14 protein-coding genes and 3 tRNA genes are annotated in these 18599 nt (G+C 72.6%); 3 read left to right on the top strand and 14 right to left on the bottom strand.

All coding sequences use genetic code 11. The annotated features are described in order from the left end of the window. Positions 1–76: 76 nt before the first annotated feature. From V1633_RS24395 to V1633_RS24330, 14 genes are all read right to left on the bottom strand, one after another. The gene (locus V1633_RS24395) at positions 77–1270 is read right to left on the bottom strand and encodes an AAA family ATPase (protein WP_407952097.1); all 1194 of its coding nucleotides are present in this window, start codon (positions 1268–1270) and stop codon (positions 77–79) included. Between the two features lie 2 nt (positions 1271–1272). Further along, entirely contained in the window at positions 1273–2970 is a 1698-nt protein-coding gene (locus V1633_RS24390) for an ankyrin repeat domain-containing protein (protein WP_331216705.1), read from the bottom strand. Further along, on the bottom strand, positions 2967–4103 hold the full coding sequence (locus V1633_RS24385) for a leucine-rich repeat domain-containing protein (protein WP_331216704.1): 1137 nt from the start codon (positions 4101–4103) through the stop codon (positions 2967–2969). Before V1633_RS24385 ends, V1633_RS24390 begins: the two co-directional genes overlap by 4 nt. Continuing rightward, a complete protein-coding gene (locus tag V1633_RS24380) occupies positions 4100–5515 on the bottom strand; it encodes an SDR family NAD(P)-dependent oxidoreductase (protein WP_331216703.1) in 1416 nt (471 codons plus the stop codon). The genes V1633_RS24385 and V1633_RS24380 overlap by 4 nt, the downstream gene beginning before the upstream one ends. Before the next feature lie 37 nt (positions 5516–5552). Continuing rightward, positions 5553–5628, bottom strand: a tRNA-OTHER gene (locus V1633_RS24375). Between the two features lie 49 nt (positions 5629–5677). Further along, a complete protein-coding gene (locus V1633_RS24370; RefSeq protein WP_331216702.1) occupies positions 5678–7237 on the bottom strand; it encodes an ankyrin repeat domain-containing protein in 1560 nt (519 codons plus the stop codon). 82 nt (positions 7238–7319) lie between these two features. Then, positions 7320–7397, bottom strand: a tRNA-Asp gene (locus V1633_RS24365). Between the two features lie 52 nt (positions 7398–7449). After that, a tRNA-Trp gene (locus V1633_RS24360) sits at positions 7450–7524 on the bottom strand. Positions 7525–7587: 63 nt separating this feature from the next. Continuing rightward, positions 7588–7923, bottom strand: a complete 336-nt coding sequence (locus tag V1633_RS24355; protein WP_331216701.1) for a hypothetical protein — start codon at positions 7921–7923, stop codon at positions 7588–7590. Positions 7924–8020: 97 nt separating this feature from the next. Next, on the bottom strand, positions 8021–8719 hold the full coding sequence (locus tag V1633_RS24350; RefSeq protein ID WP_331216809.1) for a copper homeostasis protein CutC: 699 nt from the start codon (positions 8717–8719) through the stop codon (positions 8021–8023). Positions 8720–8727: 8 nt separating this feature from the next. Next, positions 8728–10899 carry an ABC transporter ATP-binding protein gene (locus V1633_RS24345; RefSeq protein WP_331216700.1) on the bottom strand — a complete coding sequence of 724 codons (2172 nt, stop codon included), beginning with the start codon at positions 10897–10899 and terminating at the stop codon, positions 8728–8730. Positions 10900–10913: 14 nt separating this feature from the next. Next, positions 10914–11837 (bottom strand): ABC transporter permease, encoded by a 924-nt coding sequence (locus V1633_RS24340; RefSeq protein WP_331216699.1) that lies wholly within the window; start codon positions 11835–11837, stop codon positions 10914–10916. Beyond that, positions 11834–12793, bottom strand: a complete 960-nt coding sequence (locus tag V1633_RS24335; RefSeq protein WP_331216698.1) for an ABC transporter permease — start codon at positions 12791–12793, stop codon at positions 11834–11836. The genes V1633_RS24340 and V1633_RS24335 overlap by 4 nt, the downstream gene beginning before the upstream one ends. Positions 12794–12867: 74 nt before the next feature. Next, positions 12868–14676, bottom strand: coding sequence for a peptide ABC transporter substrate-binding protein (locus tag V1633_RS24330; protein ID WP_331216697.1), 1809 nt, complete (start codon positions 14674–14676; stop codon positions 12868–12870). Between the two features lie 295 nt (positions 14677–14971). On the opposite strand from V1633_RS24330, the gene V1633_RS24325 reads away from it, so the two are divergent. From V1633_RS24325 to V1633_RS24315, 3 genes are read left to right on the top strand one after another with little or no spacing between them, the layout of a single operon-like run. Beyond that, positions 14972–16120 (top strand): ROK family transcriptional regulator, encoded by a 1149-nt coding sequence (locus V1633_RS24325; RefSeq protein WP_331216696.1) that lies wholly within the window; start codon positions 14972–14974, stop codon positions 16118–16120. Positions 16121–16133: 13 nt separating this feature from the next. Next, positions 16134–17603, top strand: a complete 1470-nt coding sequence (locus V1633_RS24320; RefSeq protein WP_331216695.1) for a M81 family metallopeptidase — start codon at positions 16134–16136, stop codon at positions 17601–17603. After that, a complete protein-coding gene (locus V1633_RS24315) occupies positions 17600–18577 on the top strand; it encodes an ROK family protein (protein ID WP_331216694.1) in 978 nt (325 codons plus the stop codon). The genes V1633_RS24320 and V1633_RS24315 overlap by 4 nt, the downstream gene beginning before the upstream one ends. Positions 18578–18599 lie beyond the last annotated feature (22 nt).

Raw genomic sequence — 18599 nt, 5'->3', positions numbered from 1 at the left:
GCTGCCGCCGGCAGGTCGGAGCAACCGGTCGGGACGCCGACCCGGTGGCCGCCGCGGCCGTCCGCCGCGTCGCCGGTCATCCGGACAGACGCCCGGAGAGCTGCAGCACCTCGACAAACGCGTCGATGGCCGCCGGCACCGGCCAGGCCGGGTCACGCAGCGCGGCAAGGTCCATCGCGGCCCGGGCGGCGACGTCCGGAACCCCCGCCTCGACGGCCTTCTCCAGCACCACCCAGCCGGCCTCCCAGCGTCGCCGGTCGACGTTGGAGCGCACGGCGGAGATCACCGCGGTGAGGAAGGCGAGTTGCCGGTCGCCGCGTTCGGGCAGCGCGAACGCCTCCGGGTTGGCGAGCACCCGCTCCGGATCGGGGAGGTCGAGATTCTCCAGGTAGGTGACGAACTCCAGGCCGGCGCCGTCGCCGACCGCACCGACCACCGCGAGCCCGAGCGCGTCCGCGCCGGTGCCCGCGCTGAAGTGGAACGCGAGCAGCCGCAGCACCATCTCCCAGGTGCGCGGGGACGGCCAGGCCCCGCCGCGCGCCTCGGTGTCGCCCGGCAGGTGGTGCGCGAGACCGGGGCGCGCGGTGAGGAAACCGGCGACGGCGCCGCGCGCCCTCGCCACCGCGCTGGAGGTACGTCGCGGCTCGACGCTCGGTACCGGGACCGCGGGCCAGGTGCCGGCGAGGCCACGGGCGACGGTCCGGGCGTCGTGCGTCCAGTACAGGTGGACAAAACGGTTCGCCAGCGGCGGGCTGAGGTGCCAACCGTCGGCGGCACTGGTCGGTGGGTTCGCCGCCGCGACGATCCGTACCGCGGGTGGCAGTTGCAGGCTGCCGACCCGACGTTCGAGCACGACCCGCAGCAGTGCCGCCTGCACCGCCGGCGGGGCGGAGGACAGCTCGTCGAAGAAGACCAGCCCCGAACCGGTACGGGCGAGGCGTACCGCCCAGTCCGGCGGGGCCATCGGCACCCCGTCGGTGGCCGGCGAGTCACCGACGATCGGCAGTCCGGCGAAGTCACTCGGCTCGTGCACGCTCGCGATGACCGTCTCCATCGGCGTACCCATGCCCTCGGCGAGCTGCTGCAGCGTCGCGGACTTGCCGATCCCCGGCTCACCCCAGAGCAGCACCGGCAGGTTCGCCGCGACAGCCAGCGCGAGCGCCTCCACCTTCGGGTCCCGGGCCGGCTCGGTCCGCCACGCCCGGCTGGCCGCGACCAGCGCGTCGGCGGCGGCGAGCGGGCCAGCCGCGGTGGGCGCCCGTTCGGTCACGGTCACCGGTCCTTCCAATCCCTGAGCAGGTCACGGATCCGGAACAGGACGTGGTACTCCTCCGGCACCTCGTCCTCGTCCTCCTCGTCGTAGGCGTATATCTGCGCCTTGTACTCGGCGAACTCGACGACGGTCGTCCCCTCGGCGTCGGTCGCCCGCGGGTCCGCGCCGGCCTCGAGCAGCGCCTGGATCATCTCCAGGGTGCCGCCGTCCCCGACGGTCACGTGCAGCGCCGTCCGTCCCCGCTTGTCCACCGCGTCGAGCGGCACCCCGGCGTCGAGCAGCCGGCGGACCACCCCGACGTCCCGCACCGAGCGCACGTGGTGCAGCAGGGTGCCACCACGGCCGTCCCGGAACGCCGGGTCGAGCCCGGCGTCGAGCAGTGTGGCCAGCGCCGCCGAACCACCGTGCTGCAGGCGTTGCAGCACCTCACGGCGGAGTTCCCGGAGCGGGCGCGGCAGCCGACCGGTGCCGGTACGCCACGCCTCGAGGGTCGCGAAGCAGCCGGTGACCGGGCCGCCGAAGGCCCGCAGCGCCTGCTCCCGCGCGATCTCGTCCGGCGGGTGCGCGACCCGGTCGAGCCGGCCGTCGCCGTGCCGGACGGTGTGCCACTCGCCCCGGCACCGTACCGACGCGACCCGGCGCAGGTCCACGCGGTCGGGAACCGCCGCCGTGCCGGGCGCGGCGGGGAAGAACGCCTGCCGCACCAGCGGGTGCACCTCGGCGGGTTGGAGCAGACCGTGCCGGACGAGGTCGAGGTCGACCGGTCGACGGTGTACCACGCTGGCGACCCGGGGCAGCCGGCGAAGCTCCTCGTCGGTGCTGATGAACCGGGCGCCGAGGCTGCCGTCGTCGCGGCGCCGCACCGCTACGGCGAACCGCCACCAGGTGCCGACCAGGGCCTGGTCGATGCCGTAGCGGCGGTGCAGGCGGGCGACTTCGGCGGCCAGTCCGACCGGGGTCAGCACACCCGACGCAACGGACTCGATCCCGTTCTCCCACCGGTACAGGTTCTCCGGTTCGGTGGGGTCCAGTGCGACACCGAACGCCGCCCAGGCCGCGACGACGTCACCGGCGACGATCCGCCGTTCGAAGGTTTCCGTCCGGCTCGCCGGGTCGGCCGGGTCCGGGTCCGTGGCGTACCGCGCGAACGGGCGGACCGTGCCGTCCGGCTCGAAGCCGGGCATCCGCGCCGGGGACCCGCCGTACGCGGCGGCGAGGCCGGCGACGTGGTCCGCGCTCCAGTAGACCGGCGGCAGGTCGCACCACTCGCCGTCCCGCTCGCCGGCCTGGCGGACGGTGAGCAGCAGCCGCTGTGAGCCGTCGACCGTCTTCGGTGACCGCAGCACCAGTACCGGTTCGGTGTCCTCGATCCGCTCCTCAAGGGTGGAGAGCAGCCACGGCTGGTGGGTGGCGAGGCTGGTCCGGCCACCGAGGGCCCGGGGCAGGTGCCAGCGCAGCAGGTCGGGGGCGAGCGCGGTGAGGTCCGCCTCGATCCGGTCGGCGGCGGTACGGCCGTGCTCCCGGGCCACCTCCGCCAGGTCGAGTTCGACGTCGATCCGGCCCGCCGCACAGCCGGCCCGCCAGTCCCCGGCCGACCGGGCGGCCGTACACGCCTCGATCATCGCCGCCGGTACGGCGTACTGCCGGACCCGCCGCCAGACCTGGAGTTCGGGGATGACCGGTGGTGGATTGGTCACCGGTAGACGCTCGCGATCGCCTGGATGTCCGGGTGGGGTGCGGTGACCGGCCGGTCGGCGAGCAGTGCCGTGGCCCGGCGGCGCATCCGGCGGGGCACCCCGCCGTTGATGCCGAGGTATTCCAGGGTCGGGTGGCCGTCGACGGCGTCGACGAGTTGTCGGGCGCCCCGCCCCCCGATCCCGGTACGGCGTACGTCCAGCCGGCGCAGCCGGGCGGTCGGCAGCGCGACGGCGAGTTCCGCCGCGCCCTCGTCCCCCACCACGTTGCCGTCCGCGCCGAGCGCCCGCTCGGACGGTGGCCGGGCGAGATCCAGCGACCGCCACGCGCCGAGGTGCCGGGCCAGCACCGCCACCCCGGTCGGCGTGACACCGTTGCCGCCCAGCCCGAGGGTCAGCTCGACCCCGTCGGCGAGCCGGGCGAGCGCCGCGACGCCGTCGTCACCCAGGTGGTTGGCGGCCAGGTACAGCTCACGGACACCGGCCTGCCGGATCAGGACGCCGAGGGTCGCCGCCGCCTCCGGTCCGAAGCCGTTGCCGCCGAGGAAGAGCCGTTGCAGTGGGGGCCTCCGCCGGACGAGTGCCTCGGCGAGCACGGCCAGCCCGTGTCCACTCATCCCGACGTTGACCAGGTCGAGGGTCCGGACGGTGGTGTTCCGGACGAGTGCGGCGGCGAGTCTCGTCACGCCCTCGTCGCCGATCGGGTTGCGTTTGAGCCAGAGAGCCCGGACGGTGTTGTCACCCTCGATCCGGTCGGCGAGCGCCTCGACCCCGGTCGGGTCGATCCGGTTGCAGCCGAGATAGAGCGTCTGCACCCGGTGACCGGGGCGCAGCGCCGCGGCCACCGCCCGGGCGCCCTCGGCACCGAGCCCGTTGGTGCCGAGCAGCAGGTGTCGGACCAACGGCGAGTCGACCGCGACGGAGACGATCCGGGCGGTCTGCACCGGCCCGATGCCCTGCTTGCACAGGTCGAGCCGACCGTCGGCCTGAAGGGTGCCCCGGGGGAAGACCTCGTTGTCCGACACCGCGCCCGGTGCCGCGAGGCGGTCCAGCAGCGGGTCGAACTCGGTCGGGTCGGCGAGCCCGGTGTCCGGGTCGGCGATGATCGGGCAGCGTACCGGGGTCGGATCGGTCACCAGGGCACACTCCGGTAGTCCTTGAGGAAGAGTCCGCTCAGCGGCTCGCCGTGCTCACCGCGCACGATCGGGTCGTAGACCCGGGCGGCACCGTCGATGACGTCGAGCGGGGGCCGGAAGCCGTGGTCGCGCTGGTGGGTCTTGCTCGGGTGCGGACGCTCGTCGGTCACCCAGCCGGTGTCCACGCTGTTCATCCGGATCCCGTCGGTCGCGTAGTCGGCGGCGACCGTGCGGACCAGCATGTTGAGCGCCGCCTTCGCCATGTTGGTGTGCGGGTGGCGCACGGTCTTGCCGGCCCGGGAGTAGCTGCCCTCCATCGCGGAGACCTGGACCACGTACCGCCGCGGGTGGGCACTCGCCGCCAGCAGCGGACGCAGTCGCGAGGTGAGCAGGAACGGCGCGAACGCGTTGACCACGTGCACCTGCAACCACTCGTGCGGGCTGACGTCCGCGTCCCGCAGCACCCACGAGTTGACCTCGCGCAGGTCGAGCTGCTGGCCGGTCTCGTCGAGCTGCCCGGGCGGGAAGAACGCGTCCAGCGAGGTCGGCAGGCCCGGTGCCGCCGGGCCGCCCGGGCCGCCGCCGATCGCGACCCGGGCCGCCGGCCCGACCAGCGCCGTCGCCTCGGCCTCCCGGGCGTCGCGGTGGTACGCCGCCGGCCGGTAGAGCGTCTGGGCGGCGTTGTTGACCAGGATGTCCAGCCCGGCGAAGCGCCGCCCGACGAGTCCGACGAAGTCGAGCGTCGCCGGCAGGTCGAGCAGGTCGAGGCCGTGCACGTAGAGCCGGTCGGCCCAGTCCTCGAAGTCCGGCACCGCGGCGTACCGCCGGGCCGCGTCCCGGGGGAACCGGGTCGTGACGATCACGTCGGCGCCGTCGCGCAGCAGTTTCAACACGGTGTGGAAGCCGATCTTCACCCGCCCGCCGGTGACCACGGCGGTCCGGCCGGACAGGTCGCAGCGGGCGAACCGACGGACCCGGTTCTGCTCGGCGCAGGCGGGACACATCATGTGGTAGTCGACGTCGACCTCGCGGAACGGCACCTTGCAGACGTAGCAGTGCCGGGCCCGGATCAGGGAGCCACCGTCGGTCGGCGCACCGGAGGCGGCGGGTCCCGGCACGGCCGCAGGACCGTCGGTCGAGGCGGTCGGGCCCGTCGACCCGGTCGGTTCGAGGCCCGGCACCGGCCCGGTGGTCGGGATCTCGGTGTGGAAGCGGGTGGCGCCGGCGAGCAGCGCCCGGTCACTCTCCCGGGTCCGCGCGGACCGACGGGCCTTCGCCCGCTTCTTGACCCCGCGGTACGCGGTCACCACCGCCCGCTCGAGTTCCGCGCGGACCGTCTCGTCGAGGTCGGGGGCGTCCAGCCGCGCGAGTACGTCCACACAGGCGGCCACCTCGGCACGCTCGACGGACACCGTGCCTCCCCGATGGACGTTCTCCGGCGGAAAAAGGTGGCGAGACCGGCCGGATTCGAACCGGCGTCCTCCAGCTTGCTGTCAAGGCGCGTCGACCTCTGCGCTACGGCCTCGCCGCGCGGCAGCATACCCAAGCCCACCGACACGGTGCGCCGACGGAGGTCACCGATTCGCCCGGCCCCGGGCCTGACCGAGCACGACCGCCGGGGTCCGGCCCAGCGCGTCCGGCAGTCCGGCGTCGGCGCCGGCCTCGACCAGCGCCGCCATCACCTCGGTCGCGGCGGCCCGGGCGGCGCGGTGCAGCGGAGTGTCGCCGTTGCGGTCCCGTTCGTCGACGGACAACCCGGCGGCGAGCAGCAGCGGAAGCATCTCGGCGTGGTCGAGCCGGTGCAGCCAGTGCAGCAGTGTGCCGCCGTCGCCGTCGCGCAGTGCCGGGTCGAATCCGTCGGCGAGCAGGGCGAGCAGGGCGTCGGTGTCACCGTGTCGGGCCAGCGCGAAGAAGTCCCGCCGGATCAGCCGGATCTGCTTCGGCACCGGCCCCTGCCCGGTACGCCAGGCGCGTACCGCCGCGGCACAGCCGCTGATCGGACCGCCGAGCCCGCCGAGCACCAACTCGCGGCGGAGTTCCTGCTCGGTGTGGCGCTGGGCGACCAGGCGTCCGTCGGTCACGGAGAGGGCGTGCCAGTCCGGCCCGCATCGGATCCGGATCGCCGGTACGGGCGCCGGCGGCGGAACCCGCCAGTCCTGGACCCGGTCCGGGAACAACGCCTCGTGCACCAGCGGGTGCAGGTCGTCCCTCCGGAGCAGTCCCCGGTTCAGCAGCCCGGCCTCGATCGGCGCCCGCAGGACGAACGGGTCCGGGCCCCACAGCCGTTGGCCGCGCCTGGTCCGGCGGACGGTGGGCGGTCCGTCGTCGACGACGAGGCTGCTGTTGCGGTCGCCGTCGGGCAGCATGGCACACGCGTAGCGTCCGGCGAGCCGCCGGGCCTCGGCGGCGAGCAGCGGCAGGGTCGGTCCGAGCCGCACCAGCTCATAGTCCGCCCACTGGTTCCATCGATACCAGGCCTGCTCCTCGTCGAGGTCGACGGTGAGGCCGGCCGCCGCATAGGCGTCCAGCACCCGGTTCTCGGCGAGCAGTCGGTGGATCGTCTCCACCTCGGAGGCCCGGTCGTCCGGCCACTGGGTCCTGCCGGGTTCACCCGTCCGGTACGGGGTGCCGTCCGGCCGGTGCCAGGCGAGCCGGGTCGGCGACGCCCCGTACGCCCAACGCCGCTGCTCGACCGCGTCCGCGTGCCAGCACCAGTCGGGGAGGTCGTGCCACCGGTCGGGCAGCCTTTCGACCTCGGCGACCCGCAACTCGACCCGCTGCGGGGCCGAGGCACTCTCCGGCAGTGTCGCGACCAGCACCGGGGCCGGTCGTCGGCTCGGCACCCGCTGCCGCCCGTCCCGCTGCCCCGCGGGCGGCGGCGTCCACAGTGGCTCCGTCCGGCGGGACAGCACGACACGTACCTGCGGCGCCAACATCGAGGTGGGGGTGCGGGGCAGGAACTGGCGCAGCAGGTCCGGTGCGAACCCGGTCAGGTCCGCCTCGACCCGGGCGGCCTCCTCGGTGCCGTACCGGTTGGCGAGGTCGTGGAGGTCGATGTGCACGTCGAACCCGGCGGCGGCGCAGGCACCGCGCCAGTCGCCCTGCTGGCGGCGTGCGGTGGCGGCGGCAACCATCGACGCAGGAGCGAAGTGGGCCAGTTCCCGGGCCCGCCGTTTCCAATCGCCCCGCCGCCCCATGTCGCCCTCTCGTCGTACGTGGGGCGGGCCGACCGGATTCGAACCGGCGTCCTCCTCCCTGATAAGGAGGCACGACTACCTCTGCGCTACGGCCCGCCGGGAGGCAGTGTAGAGCGCCGGAGATCGTCATGGGTACGCGGTTTCGGGTGGCGGACCGGCCGGATTCGAACCGGCGTCCTTCCGGTTTTGGAGACCGGACGCGACGACCGCTGCGCTACGGTCCGCCGCCCGGAAGTGTAGGGGCCGGGGCGGGCGGACGTGTCCACCCGTGCCCGGCCCGCCGTCGGTCAGAAGGCGCGGAAGCTCTGGTAGCGCCCGGGCGTGAAGGTTGCGAGCGTGCCGCTGCTGACGCCGTAGCCGGTGCAGTCCGCGCTCCGGTAGGTGACGACGTCGCTGACACCGCTCCATCCGACCAGAGCACCGGCCGCCGCGGGCAGGGCCAGGCACTCGCCGGTCGGGGTGTCGAGTTGCAGCACCGGGGTGGTGAAGGTCGAGTCGTAGAAGGTCAGGCCGGTTTCCTCGGTGGACACGGCCGAGGCGGGCGTGGCGGCGATCCCGAGCCCGACTGCCAGCACAGTGGACGCGATCAGGCCGACACCGATCCTCGCTCGTGTTCGACGCATGGCAGAACCCCCTTCGAGTCGACAAAAGCCACATCGATCATGACCCAAGTTTGTTGACTACGCAAGTAATTCAGGGTAGTCGATGCATGAAGAGGTGTCAGTCGGCCCGGACGGCGGCGACGACCCGACGGACCTCGTCGCCGTCGGTGGCCTCCCGGCCGTTCCGCTGCACGGGTGCCCGCAGGTGCACCTCGCGGGCCCCGGTCAGCGCGAGCACCTCCCGGACGTTGTGTGCCCGGACCCCACCTCCGACGATGACCCGCAGCCGGTCACCGGCCTGCTGGCGCAGCGCCGCGAGCCGCTGCGCGCCCGCCAGCGCGCTCGGCGCCGCCCCCGAGGTGAGTACCGCGTCGGCCCCGATCGCGATGACGGCCTCCAGCGCGGCGTGCTGGTCGCCGACCTCGTCGAAGGCCTTGTGCACGGTCACCGGCAGCGGGCCCGCCGCCTCGACCAGACGGCCCAGCACGGGAAGGTCGAGGTCCCCCTCGGCGGTGACCGCCCCGACCACCACCCCGACCGCGAGCCCGTGCGGGTTCGGCAGTTGGCGGATCGCCGCGATGTCGGCGAGCATCACCCGCTCCTCGACCTCGCTCACCCGGAAGTCCCCGCCCCGGGGCCGGACCATGACCCGGACACCGACCCGGCGCAACGTCCGCAGTGCCACCGCCACCGCGCCGAGGCTCGGCGTCGTACCGCCCTGGCCGAGGTCCGCGCAGAGTTCCACCCGGTCCGCGCCGGCCGCCTCGGCGGTCAGTGCGGCCGGTACGTCGCCGACGCAGATCTCCACGATCGGCAGGTCCCGGCTCACCGGGCGGCCCCGGCCCCCGCGGTCGCCGCCGCCGACTCCGGCCGCAGCGGGAAGTGACAGGCCACCTGGTGTACGTCGCCGGCCAGCGGCGGTTCCGTTTCACAGATCTCGGCGGCGAGTGGGCAACGGGTCCGGAACCGGCACCCGGTCGGCGGGTTGAGCGCACTGGGCAACTCGCCCCGGATGGTGAGACCCTCCCGGCGCGCCTGCGGTTCCGGGCTCACCGACGGCACCGCGTCGATCAGCGCCTGCGTGTACGGGTGCCGGGCGGCCCGGACCACCTCCCGGGCCGGCCCGACCTCGACGAGCTTGCCGAGGTACATGACCCCGATCCGGTCCGCCATGTAGTCGACGACGGAGAGGTCGTGGCTGATGAAGACGTACGCCAGTCCGAGCTCGGACTGCAGGTCCTGCATCAGGTTGAGCACCTGGGCCTGGATCGACACGTCCAGCGCGCTCACCGGCTCGTCGCCGACGATCAGTCGGGGTTGCAGCGCCAGCGACCGGGCCAGTCCGATCCGTTGCAACTGGCCGCCGGAGAACTCGTGCGGATACCGTTCCAGCACCCGGCGGGAGAGCCCCACCTGGTCGAGCAGGGACGTGATCCTGGCCCGCCGGGCGGCGCCGTCGCCCACCTGCTGGATCTCCAGCGGCTCGGCGAGGATCGCATCGACCCGCATCCGGGGGTTCATCGCCGCGTAGCTGTCCTGGAACATCAACTGGACCTGCCGGTGCATCCGGCGGCGATCCCGGCCGGCGAGGGTGCTGAGGTCGGTGCCGTCCAGCACGATCTGCCCGGCACTCGGCCGTTCCAGCCCGACAACCAGCCGGCCCACCGTGGACTTGCCGCAGCCGGACTCGCCGACCAGTCCGAAGGTCTCCCCTGGGCGGACCTCGAACGAGACCCCGGCCACCGCGCTCACCTCGCCGGTGGCCCGGCGCAGCAGCCCTCCGCCGCCGGCCGGGTAGTTCTTCACCAGGTCGCGGACCGACAGGATCGGAGCCGGCCCGGCGTCCGCGTCCGAGGCGACCGGTGCGGCCGCCACCGGAGCCGTGGTCGACGGCGCGACCGGTACGGCTTCCGCCGGCGTCGCGGTCGATCCGGTGACCGGCTCGGCCGCCGTCCGGAGCACCGGGTCGGCCACGGCGACCGGATGCAGGCAGGCGTGCTGGTGACCGGTGCCGGTCAGGGTGACCTCGGTGCTCCGGCACTCGTCGGTGACGTACCGGCAGCGGGGGGCGAAGCGGCAGCCGGTCAGCGGCCGGGAGAGGTCCGGTGGCAGCCCGGGAATGCTGTAGAGCCGGGCGTGCTCCCCCTCGTCCCGGATCGCGGACTCGGGCAGCGCCTCCATCAGCGCCTCGGTGTAGCGGTGCCGGGGTGACCGGAACAGCTCACCGGTCGCCGCGGTCTCCACCACCCGGCCGGCGTACATCACCGCCACCCGGTCGGCCCGACCGGCGATCACCCCGAGGTCGTGGGTGACCAGGACGACCGCCATGCCGAACTCCTCGCGCAGGTCGTCGATGAGTTCGAGGATCTGCCGCTGCGTGGTCACGTCGAGCGCGGTGGTGGGCTCGTCGGCGATCAGCAGTCGCGGGGAGCAGACCAGGGCCATCGCGATGGCGACCCGCTGCCGCATCCCGCCGGAGAGTTCGTGCGGGTAGTTGTCGACGATCCGGTCCGGGCGCGGCATCCCGACCCGGCGCAGGATCTCGATCGCCCGCTCCCGGGCCGCCGCCCTGCCGACCCCCTCGTGGACCCGCAGCGGCTCGGCCACCTGTGCCCCGATCCGCATGGTCGGGTTGAGCGAGGTGAGCGGGTCCTGGAAGACCATGCCCATCCGGACGCCGCGGATCCGGCGTACCTGGTCACGCGGGAGGGACCGCAGGTCACGGCCCTCGAAGAGGATCTGCCCGCCGGTCACCTCACCGCCCGGCGGCAGCAGGCCCATGATGGACAACGCGGTCATCGTCTTGCCGCTGCCCGACTCGCCCACGATGCCGAGGGTCTCCCCGGGCAGCACGGTCAGGCCGACGCCGTCCAGGGCGTGCACGGTGCCCCGCCGCAGGGCGATGTCGGTGTGGAGGTCACGCAGCTCCAGCAGGGGCTGTCCGCCGGCCCGGTCCCGGGCCACCTCCGGCGGAGTCGAATCGTTCGGTGCGCTCATTTCCCTGCTCCTGCCTAGCGTCGCCGGAGGCGGACCTCGAAGGCGTCCCTCAGCCCGTCGCCGATGAAGTTGAAGGCGAGCACGATGAGGATGATGGCGATTCCGGGCGGGTACAGCAGCCACCAGTGGCCGCTGTAGGTGTCCGCGAGCCCGTCGGAGAGCATCCCGCCCCAGTTCGCCGCCGGCGGGGGTACGCCGAGACCGAGGAAGGACAGGTACGCGACGTAGAGGATGGCGTCGGCGACCTGGAAGGTCGCGTTGACGATCACCGTGCCGATCGCGTTCGGGACGATGTGCCGGCGTACCGCCCGGCCACCGGTGCCGCCCATGCCCCGCATCGCCTGGACGTACTCGCGCGAACGCAGGGTCAGCGCCTCGCCGCGGACCAGCCGGGCCGGCCCCAGCCAGGCGAAGGCGCCGATGATCAGGATGAGCATCGGCACGCTCGGCGTGACGATGGCGGCCAGCAGCATGAAGAGGAAGAGCGAGGGGATCGACATCATCGCGTCGACCACCCGCATCATCGCCGAGTCGGCCCAACCGCCGACGAAGCCGGCGACCGCGCCCCAGAGCGTGCCGAGCGCGGTGGCGAGCAGACCGGCGGCGAGGCCGACCACGATCGAGGTCTGCCCGCCGAGCATCAGCCGGCCCAGCTGGTCGTAGCCGACCCCGTCGGTGCCGAGCGGGTGCCCCTGCTCACCGGGGGCCAGGTGCACCGCCATCAGGTCGGTGTGCACCTGGTCGGTGTGGTAGAAGAGCGGACCGAGGAAGCAGACCCCGGCCAGCAGGATGAACAGCCCCAGGCCGACCAGGGCGAGCCGGTTCTCGCAGAAGACGACGAGGCCCTGCCGCCACAGGCCGCGTACCGGCGGCTCCGCCGCCTCGTTCGGCTGCTGCGGACCGGAAACCGGGCGGGCCGCCTCGGACAGTGTGGTCATGACGTGCTCCCGCGGAGTCGGACCCGGGGATCGACGGCGGCGTAGAGCAGGTCGGCGAGGAGTGCGCCGACCACCGTCGCGATCGAGATGATCAGCGTGACCCCGAGCAGGATCGGGAAGTCACGTTTCAGGGCCGCCTGCCAGAACAGCTGCCCCATGCCGGGGAAGTTGAACAGTGACTCGACGACCAGGGCACCGCTGAACAGTGCGGGCAGGTACATCCCGAGCAGCGTGATGACCGGGAAGAGCCCGTTGCGCAGGGTGTGCCGCAGCACCACCCGACGCTCCGAGAGGCCCTTGCTGCGCGCGGTACGGACGTAGTTCTCGTTCAGGTTGTCGACCATCGAGGAGCGGACGTACCGCGAGTAGACCGCGATGGTGACGATGGCGAGGGTGACCGTCGGCAGGACCAGCCCGGCCGGGTCGGCGAGCACCTCCGCCACGGTGTACCCCTGTGGCGCCTCCGGCGGCAGGATCGGCCAGACCTGCGAGAAGAGGATGATCATCATGAGGCCCATGAAGAAGATGGGCGTGGCGTACGCCAGCAGCGACAGCGAGGTGATGGTGTAGTCGGCCCAGCGGTTGCGGCGTACCGCCTGGATGACCCCGAGCGGGATGGCGACCACCACCGCGAGCAGGGTCGACAGCAGCGACAGCACCATCGTCTTGGGCAGCCGCTGGGTGATCGCCTCGGTGACCGACTGGTTGAGCTGGTACGAGTAGCCGAGATCGCCCTGCAGCAGGCGCTGCAGGTACATCCCGTACTGCTGGATCCAGGGCTTGTCGTAGCCCATCTCGTGGTTGAACGCCGCCAACTGGTCCAGCGTCGCCTCCTTGCCGAGCGTGGCCCGGGCCGCACCGCCGGGCAGCAGGTGCAGGATGAGGAAGGCGATCACCGTGACGAGCACGATGACGACGAGGGCCTGGCCCAAGCGCGTGATGAGGTACCGGACCACCTGGGCGGCTCCTCCCCGATCGGGGTCCCGGCGGCGCGACGGGCGCGCCACCGGGACCGGAACGAATCAGTGGGTCAGTTCTTCCAGGACCAGTCCTGGAAGAACATGAGGTTCATCGGGTCCTGCGGCTCGACACCCTGGAGCCCGGCGCGGTACGCGGAGACCTGGAAGACCGGGTTCGGCATCCAGAGCACCGGCAGGTCCTTGGCGAGGAAGTCGTTGTACGCCTTCAGCGCACTCTCGTCGCCGGAGAACTGGGTGGCCTCGATGAGCTGGTCGGCCTGCGGGTTGCTGTAGTTACCCAGGTTCACCGGAGCGTCGGAGGCGAAGAGCCGCTCGCCGCTGGCGAACGCCGGGTAGTACCAGCTGCCCTGGGAACCGAAGAAGGACATGTCCCAGGAACAGGCGGCCTCGGTCGGCTTGCAGGCGGGGGTGACCGCCACCGAGTCCGGCACCTCCTTGATGTCGAGCTGGAGGCCGAGCTTGGCGAACTGCGACTTGATCTCGGCGAACATCTTGGTGGTGGCGGCGAAACCGGTCTGGCTGGTCACCGTGAACTTCAGCGGGGTGCCGGCGGCGATCCCGTCACCGCACTGGTTCGGTCCGCTGCCCGGGGTGGCGCAGGTGGTCTCGCCGTCCGGGGTGACCTTCCAGCCGTGGCTCTCCAGCAGCGTCTTGGCCTGGGCCGGGTCGAACGGGTAGACACAGCCGGCGGCGTCGGTGCCGGTGGTGCCCGGCTTGGCCGGCACCGGACCGCAGGTCGGAGCGGCGGTGTCGGACCAGATCACCTTGCTGATCGTCTTCTGGTCGACGAGCATCTGCATCGCCTGCCGCAGGTACGGCTGCTTGAACAGCACCCCGGTCTTCGGGTTGTTGTAGTTGAGCTGCAGGTAGGTGATGGACCAGCCGTACCAGGGCGAGATCGTGTAGCCCTTGGACCTGAGGTAGTCCTCCTGGGAGAGGTTCGCCGCGGGGACGTACCCGTAGTCGATCTCACCGGAGCGGAGCACGTTGAACTCGGCGTCGTCGCTGGTGAACGGCCGCAGCACGATCTTGCTGAGCTTCGGCTTGTCGGTGCCCGAGTAGTTCGGCTGGGCGGCGAGGGTGACCTCGCCGTTCGGCACGTACTTCTCCAGCTTCCACGGGCCGCTGTTGACCTTCCACAGCTCGTTGGTGGCGTACGTCTTCGGGTCCTTGGAGGCGGCGGTGAGGAAGTCGAAGACCTTCCGGGCACCCTCCGGGGTGCTGGCCAGGTTGCCCACGGTCGCGCCCGCCGAGTCCTTGTCCCAGGTGTGCTGGGGCAGCGGGGTGATCTTGTTGAGCTGGTTGTCGACGAACCACGCCGTGTTGTAGGCCTGCTTCGTCGTGATCGAGAAGGTCTTGTCGTCCTTGATCGTCCAGTTGGCGATGTTGTCCGGGAAGCCGCCGGCCCGGTAGGACGCCCACTTGTCCTTGTTGGCGCTGACCAGGTCGTACCAGAACTGGATGTCCTTGGTGGTCACCGGCTTGCCGTCGGACCAGGTGTTGTCCTTGAGCGTGATGGTCAGCGTCTTGCCGCCGTCACTGACCACCGGGACCTCGGCCATCGACCGGTTCGGGTCGATGTTGTACTGCGCCGTGCCGTCCAGTCGGTACTGGTAGAGCGACCGGTAGAGAGCCTGGCCGAAGATGGCGTTCTCCCCCTGGGTGAAACCCGGCGCCGAGATCGGCAGGATCCAGTTGGGGGTACGGAGGGCGACGGTCGCGGTGTCCTTGCCCTGACTGCCGCCTTCTTTCGACGAACCACTGCCGCCACCGCAGGCGGCCAGGCCGACCCCGATGGTGACCGCACCGACCACGGCCACCGCGCTGCGGAGTGCGCGCCCGGAAAATCTGCTCCTCATGGATCTCCTCGATTGATCTACACGTGCCCCGCGTCTCCGGGCGCCAGCGGCGTTGACTCGCGTCCCAGCCACCTGGTGATGCTCCTCGAGCGTTCGATGTCGAGAATCTAGCCGGGTGAAAGTTGCGAGTCAACGAAAAGAACTCTCTTTCTTCGAGCACTTCGGCCAGGTTAGGATCAAAGTCGGCGAAGCAACGTCCGATACTCTTCCCGGTGACCCCGGCGTCCGTCTCCGGCAGTTGCACCCGCCAAGCTGAGGCGGCGACGCCGGACGACCGGCCCGAAGGAGGAGAGGTATGTCGGAACCATCGATCTCCGCCACCCTGCGCGACCAGACCCTCAGCCTGCTGGCCAACGGGGAGGCCACCTCCCGCGCCGACCTCGTCGAGGCGTTGCAGGTCGCCCCCTCGACCGTCACCAGCGTGGTGCGCCGCCTGCTCGAGGAGGGCGCCATCCTGGAGGAGGGGGTCGGTCGGTCGACCGGTGGCCGACGTCCCCGGATCCTGCGACTACGCGAGAGCGCCGGCATCCACGCCGTCGCCGAACTGGGTGGCCAGCACGCCCGGGTCGGCCTCTGCGGACCGGACGGGGCCCTGCGGGCCACCGCCGAGGTGGCCATCGACATCGCCGCCGGGCCCGCCGCGGTCTTCGACGTCGTCGCGGCCACGGTCACCCGACTGTCCGGCGAGGCGACGCCCGGCCAGGCACTGCTCGGCGTCGGGGTGGCCCTGCCCGGCCCGGTCGAGTTCCCCGGCGGCCGACTGATCGGCCCCGCCCGGATGCCCGGCTGGAGCGGCGTCGACCCCCGCACCCACCTGCGGGAACGCTTCGCGGTGCCGGTGGTCGTCGACAACGACGCCAAGGCCGCAGCGATCGGCGAACACGTCATCCGGGGTCGGGAGACCGGCGACATGATCTACGTCAAGGCCGGCACCGGCATCGGTGCCTGCCTGGTCAGCGGCGGTCAGATCCACCGCGGCGGGCGCGGACTCAGCGGCGACGTCACCCACGTACGGGTGGCCGACAGCGGCGAACGGCACTGCTCCTGCGGCAGCCGGGGATGCCTGGAGACCGTCGCCAGTGGCGCCGCCCTGGCCCGCCAACTGGCCGAACAGGGCTCACCGGCGACCACCACCCGGGACATCATGACGGCGGTCGGCAACGCCGACCCGACCGTGGTGACCATGGTCCGCCACGCCGGCGGACTGCTCGGGGTGGCCCTCTCCGGGCTGGTCAACTTCCTCAACCCCGACGCCGTCGTGATCGGCGGCGCACTGTCCAGTCTGGACGTCTACGTGGCCGCCGCGCGCGGCATGCTCTACGAACGCTGCCTACCGTCCATGACCCAGTCCCTGATGATCGAGGCCAGCGTCGCCGGCCCCGACGCGGCCCTGGTCGGCCTCGGACACCTGCTACGCACCACGGCCGACGTACGACCCTCCTGAGGAGCCATCACCCGTGCCCCGTCCCCTCCGCGTCGCCATCGGCGGCATCCACATCGAGTCCAGCACGTTCTCGCCGCATCTGAGCACCGCCCACGACTTCGAGGTCACCCGGGGCGACGCGCTGCTCGCCCGGTACGCCTGGCTCTCCCCCGTCGCCGCCTGGGCCGCCGATGTCGAGTGGATCCCGCTCGTGCACGCCCGGGCGCTGCCCGGCGGCGCGGTCGAGCCGTCGACGTACGACGCCTGGGCCACCGAGATCGTGGAGAAGCTGGCCGAGGCGGGCCCGGTGGACGGGATGCTGCTGGACATCCACGGCGCGATGAGCGTCGTCGGCCGGGACGACGCCGAGGGCGACCTGGTCACCGCGATCCGGGCGCAGATCGGCCCGGAGCCGTTCATCTCCGCCGCGATGGACCTGCACGGCAACGTCTCGCACGTCCTCTTCGACAACTGCGACCTGCTCACCTGCTACCGCACCGCGCCGCACGTCGACGTCTGGGAGACCCGGGAGCGGGCGGCCCTTAACCTGGTCGAGGCGCTGCGTCGGGAGGAACGGCCGCACAAGGCGCTGGTGCACGTACCGATCCTGCTGCCGGGCGAGATGACCAGCACCCGGGACGAGCCGGCCCGGAGCCTCTACGGCCGGATCCCCGACGTCGAGGCCCGCGACGGGGTCATCGACGCGGCGATCTGGGTCGGCTTCGCCTGGGCCGACCAGCCGCGCTGCCGGGGCGCCGTGGTCGCCACCGGCACCGACCCGACCGCGACCGCCGAGGCCGCCCGGGAACTCGGCGAACGCTTCTGGGCGGCCCGCGACGAGTTCACCTTCGTCGCCCCCACCGGCTCGATGGACGAGTGCCTGGACACCGCACTCGGCGCCATCTCCGAACCGACCCGGCGGCCGTTCTTCATCAGCGACTCCGGAGACAATCCGGGAGCCGGCGGCGCCGACGACGTCACCTTCGCACTCGACCGGATGCTGGCCCGCCCGGAGATCTCCGACGGCGCCATCCGGGCGGTGTACGCCTCACTCGTCGACCCGGAGGCGGTGGCCCACGTCGCCGACCAGCCGATCGGTTCCCCGGTCGAGGTACGGGTCGGCGGCCGGATCGACCCACGCGACCCGGGACCGCTGGAGCTGAAGGGCACCCTGGAGGCGGTCGCCGAGGACCCCGACGGTGGACGGTGCGTCAGCGTCCGGGTCGGCGGACTCAGTGTCTTCGTCACCTCGCGCCGGATGCAGTACCGGCTGCTGTCGTCGTACGCCCGGCTGGGGGTCGCGGTCGACCAGGTCGACGTCGTGGTGGTCAAGATCGGCTACCTGGAACCCGAGTTGTTCGAGGCGTCCGGTGACTGGCGGCTGGCGCTCACCCCGGGCGGCGTCGACCAGGATCTCGTCCGGCTGCCGTACGAGCGGGTGCTCCGGCCGGTCTTCCCGCTGGACCGCGACTTCACCGCCGACCTGGCCGTGGTGACCCGGTGACTCCGGTGACCGGCCCCGAGGCGGACGGTTCCGTGCTCGCCGTCGACGTCGGCGGTACCACGATGAAGGGATCGATCGTCGACGGAACGGGCCGGCTCCGGCACACGGTGGTGGTGCCGTCGCGGGTGGCGGACGGCGCCGATCCGGTGGAGGCGGTCCGCGTGCTGTGCCGACGGCTCCGCGACGACGCGCTCACGCTCGGCGCCACTCCGGCCGGGATCGGGGTGGTGACCCCGGGCATCATCGACGAGGCCGCCGGCGTGGTCCGGTACGCCTCCAACATCCGGTTCCGCGACGTGCCGCTGCGCGCGCTGATCGGCGACGACCTCGGGCTGCCGGTCGCGGTCGGGCACGACGCGCGGGCGGCCGGAATCGCCGAGGCGGTCGCCGGCGCCGGCCGTGGGCTGGACAACTTCCTGCTGCTGCCGCTCGGCACCGGGATCGCCGCCACCGTCGTGGTGCACGGCCTGCCGGTGCCGGGAACCACCTGGTCGGCCGGGGAGGTCGGGCACATGCCGGTCCACCCGGGCGGCGAGCCGTGCAGCTGCGGGCAACGCGGCTGCCTGGAGGTGTACGCCTCCGCCGGTGGCCTGGCCCGCCGCTACGTACGCCTCGGCGGTGCTCCGGGGCTGGACAGTCGGGCGATCGCCGAGGCGTACGAGACCGACCCGCTGGCCCGGTCGGTCTGGGACGACGCGACCGAGGCGCTGGGACTCGCGCTGGCCACCCTCACCCTGACCCTCGACCCGGCCAGGATCGTCCTCGGTGGCGGGCTCGCCCAGGCCGGTGAGCAGCTCTTCGGCCCGGTACGCAAGGCGCTGGCCGCGGCGCTCGCCTGGCGGGACGCGCCCGAACTGCTGCCGTCGGCGTTCGGCGCGACCGCCGCCCAGGTCGGTGCCGCCGTGCTGGCCCGACGGGCGGCCGGGCTGCCGGTGCCGGACGGCTGGGGCGCGCTCGCACCGGTCGCCTCCTGATACCCGGTCTCACCGGCTGGCA

Origin of the sequence: Plantactinospora sonchi, assembly GCF_036422035.1 — a bacterium.
GTDB lineage: Bacteria > Actinomycetota > Actinomycetes > Mycobacteriales > Micromonosporaceae > Plantactinospora > Plantactinospora sonchi.
This window is presented reverse-complemented; position numbering and strand designations above follow the sequence as displayed.

What these genes read in the sequence shown, in the direction of transcription:
- V1633_RS24370 (WP_331216702.1), bottom strand. Translation starts at nt 7,237, where the DNA reads ATGGTTGCCGCCGCCACCGCACGCCGCCAGCAGGGCGACTGGCGCGGT.
- V1633_RS24355 (WP_331216701.1), bottom strand. Translation starts at nt 7,923, where the DNA reads ATGCGTCGAACACGAGCGAGGATCGGTGTCGGCCTGATCGCGTCCACT.
- V1633_RS24345 (WP_331216700.1), bottom strand. Translation starts at nt 10,899, where the DNA reads ATGAGCGCACCGAACGATTCGACTCCGCCGGAGGTGGCCCGGGACCGG.
- V1633_RS24340 (WP_331216699.1), bottom strand. Translation starts at nt 11,837, where the DNA reads ATGACCACACTGTCCGAGGCGGCCCGCCCGGTTTCCGGTCCGCAGCAG.
- V1633_RS24330 (WP_331216697.1), bottom strand. Translation starts at nt 14,676, where the DNA reads ATGAGGAGCAGATTTTCCGGGCGCGCACTCCGCAGCGCGGTGGCCGTG.
- V1633_RS24325 (WP_331216696.1), top strand. Translation starts at nt 14,972, where the DNA reads ATGTCGGAACCATCGATCTCCGCCACCCTGCGCGACCAGACCCTCAGC.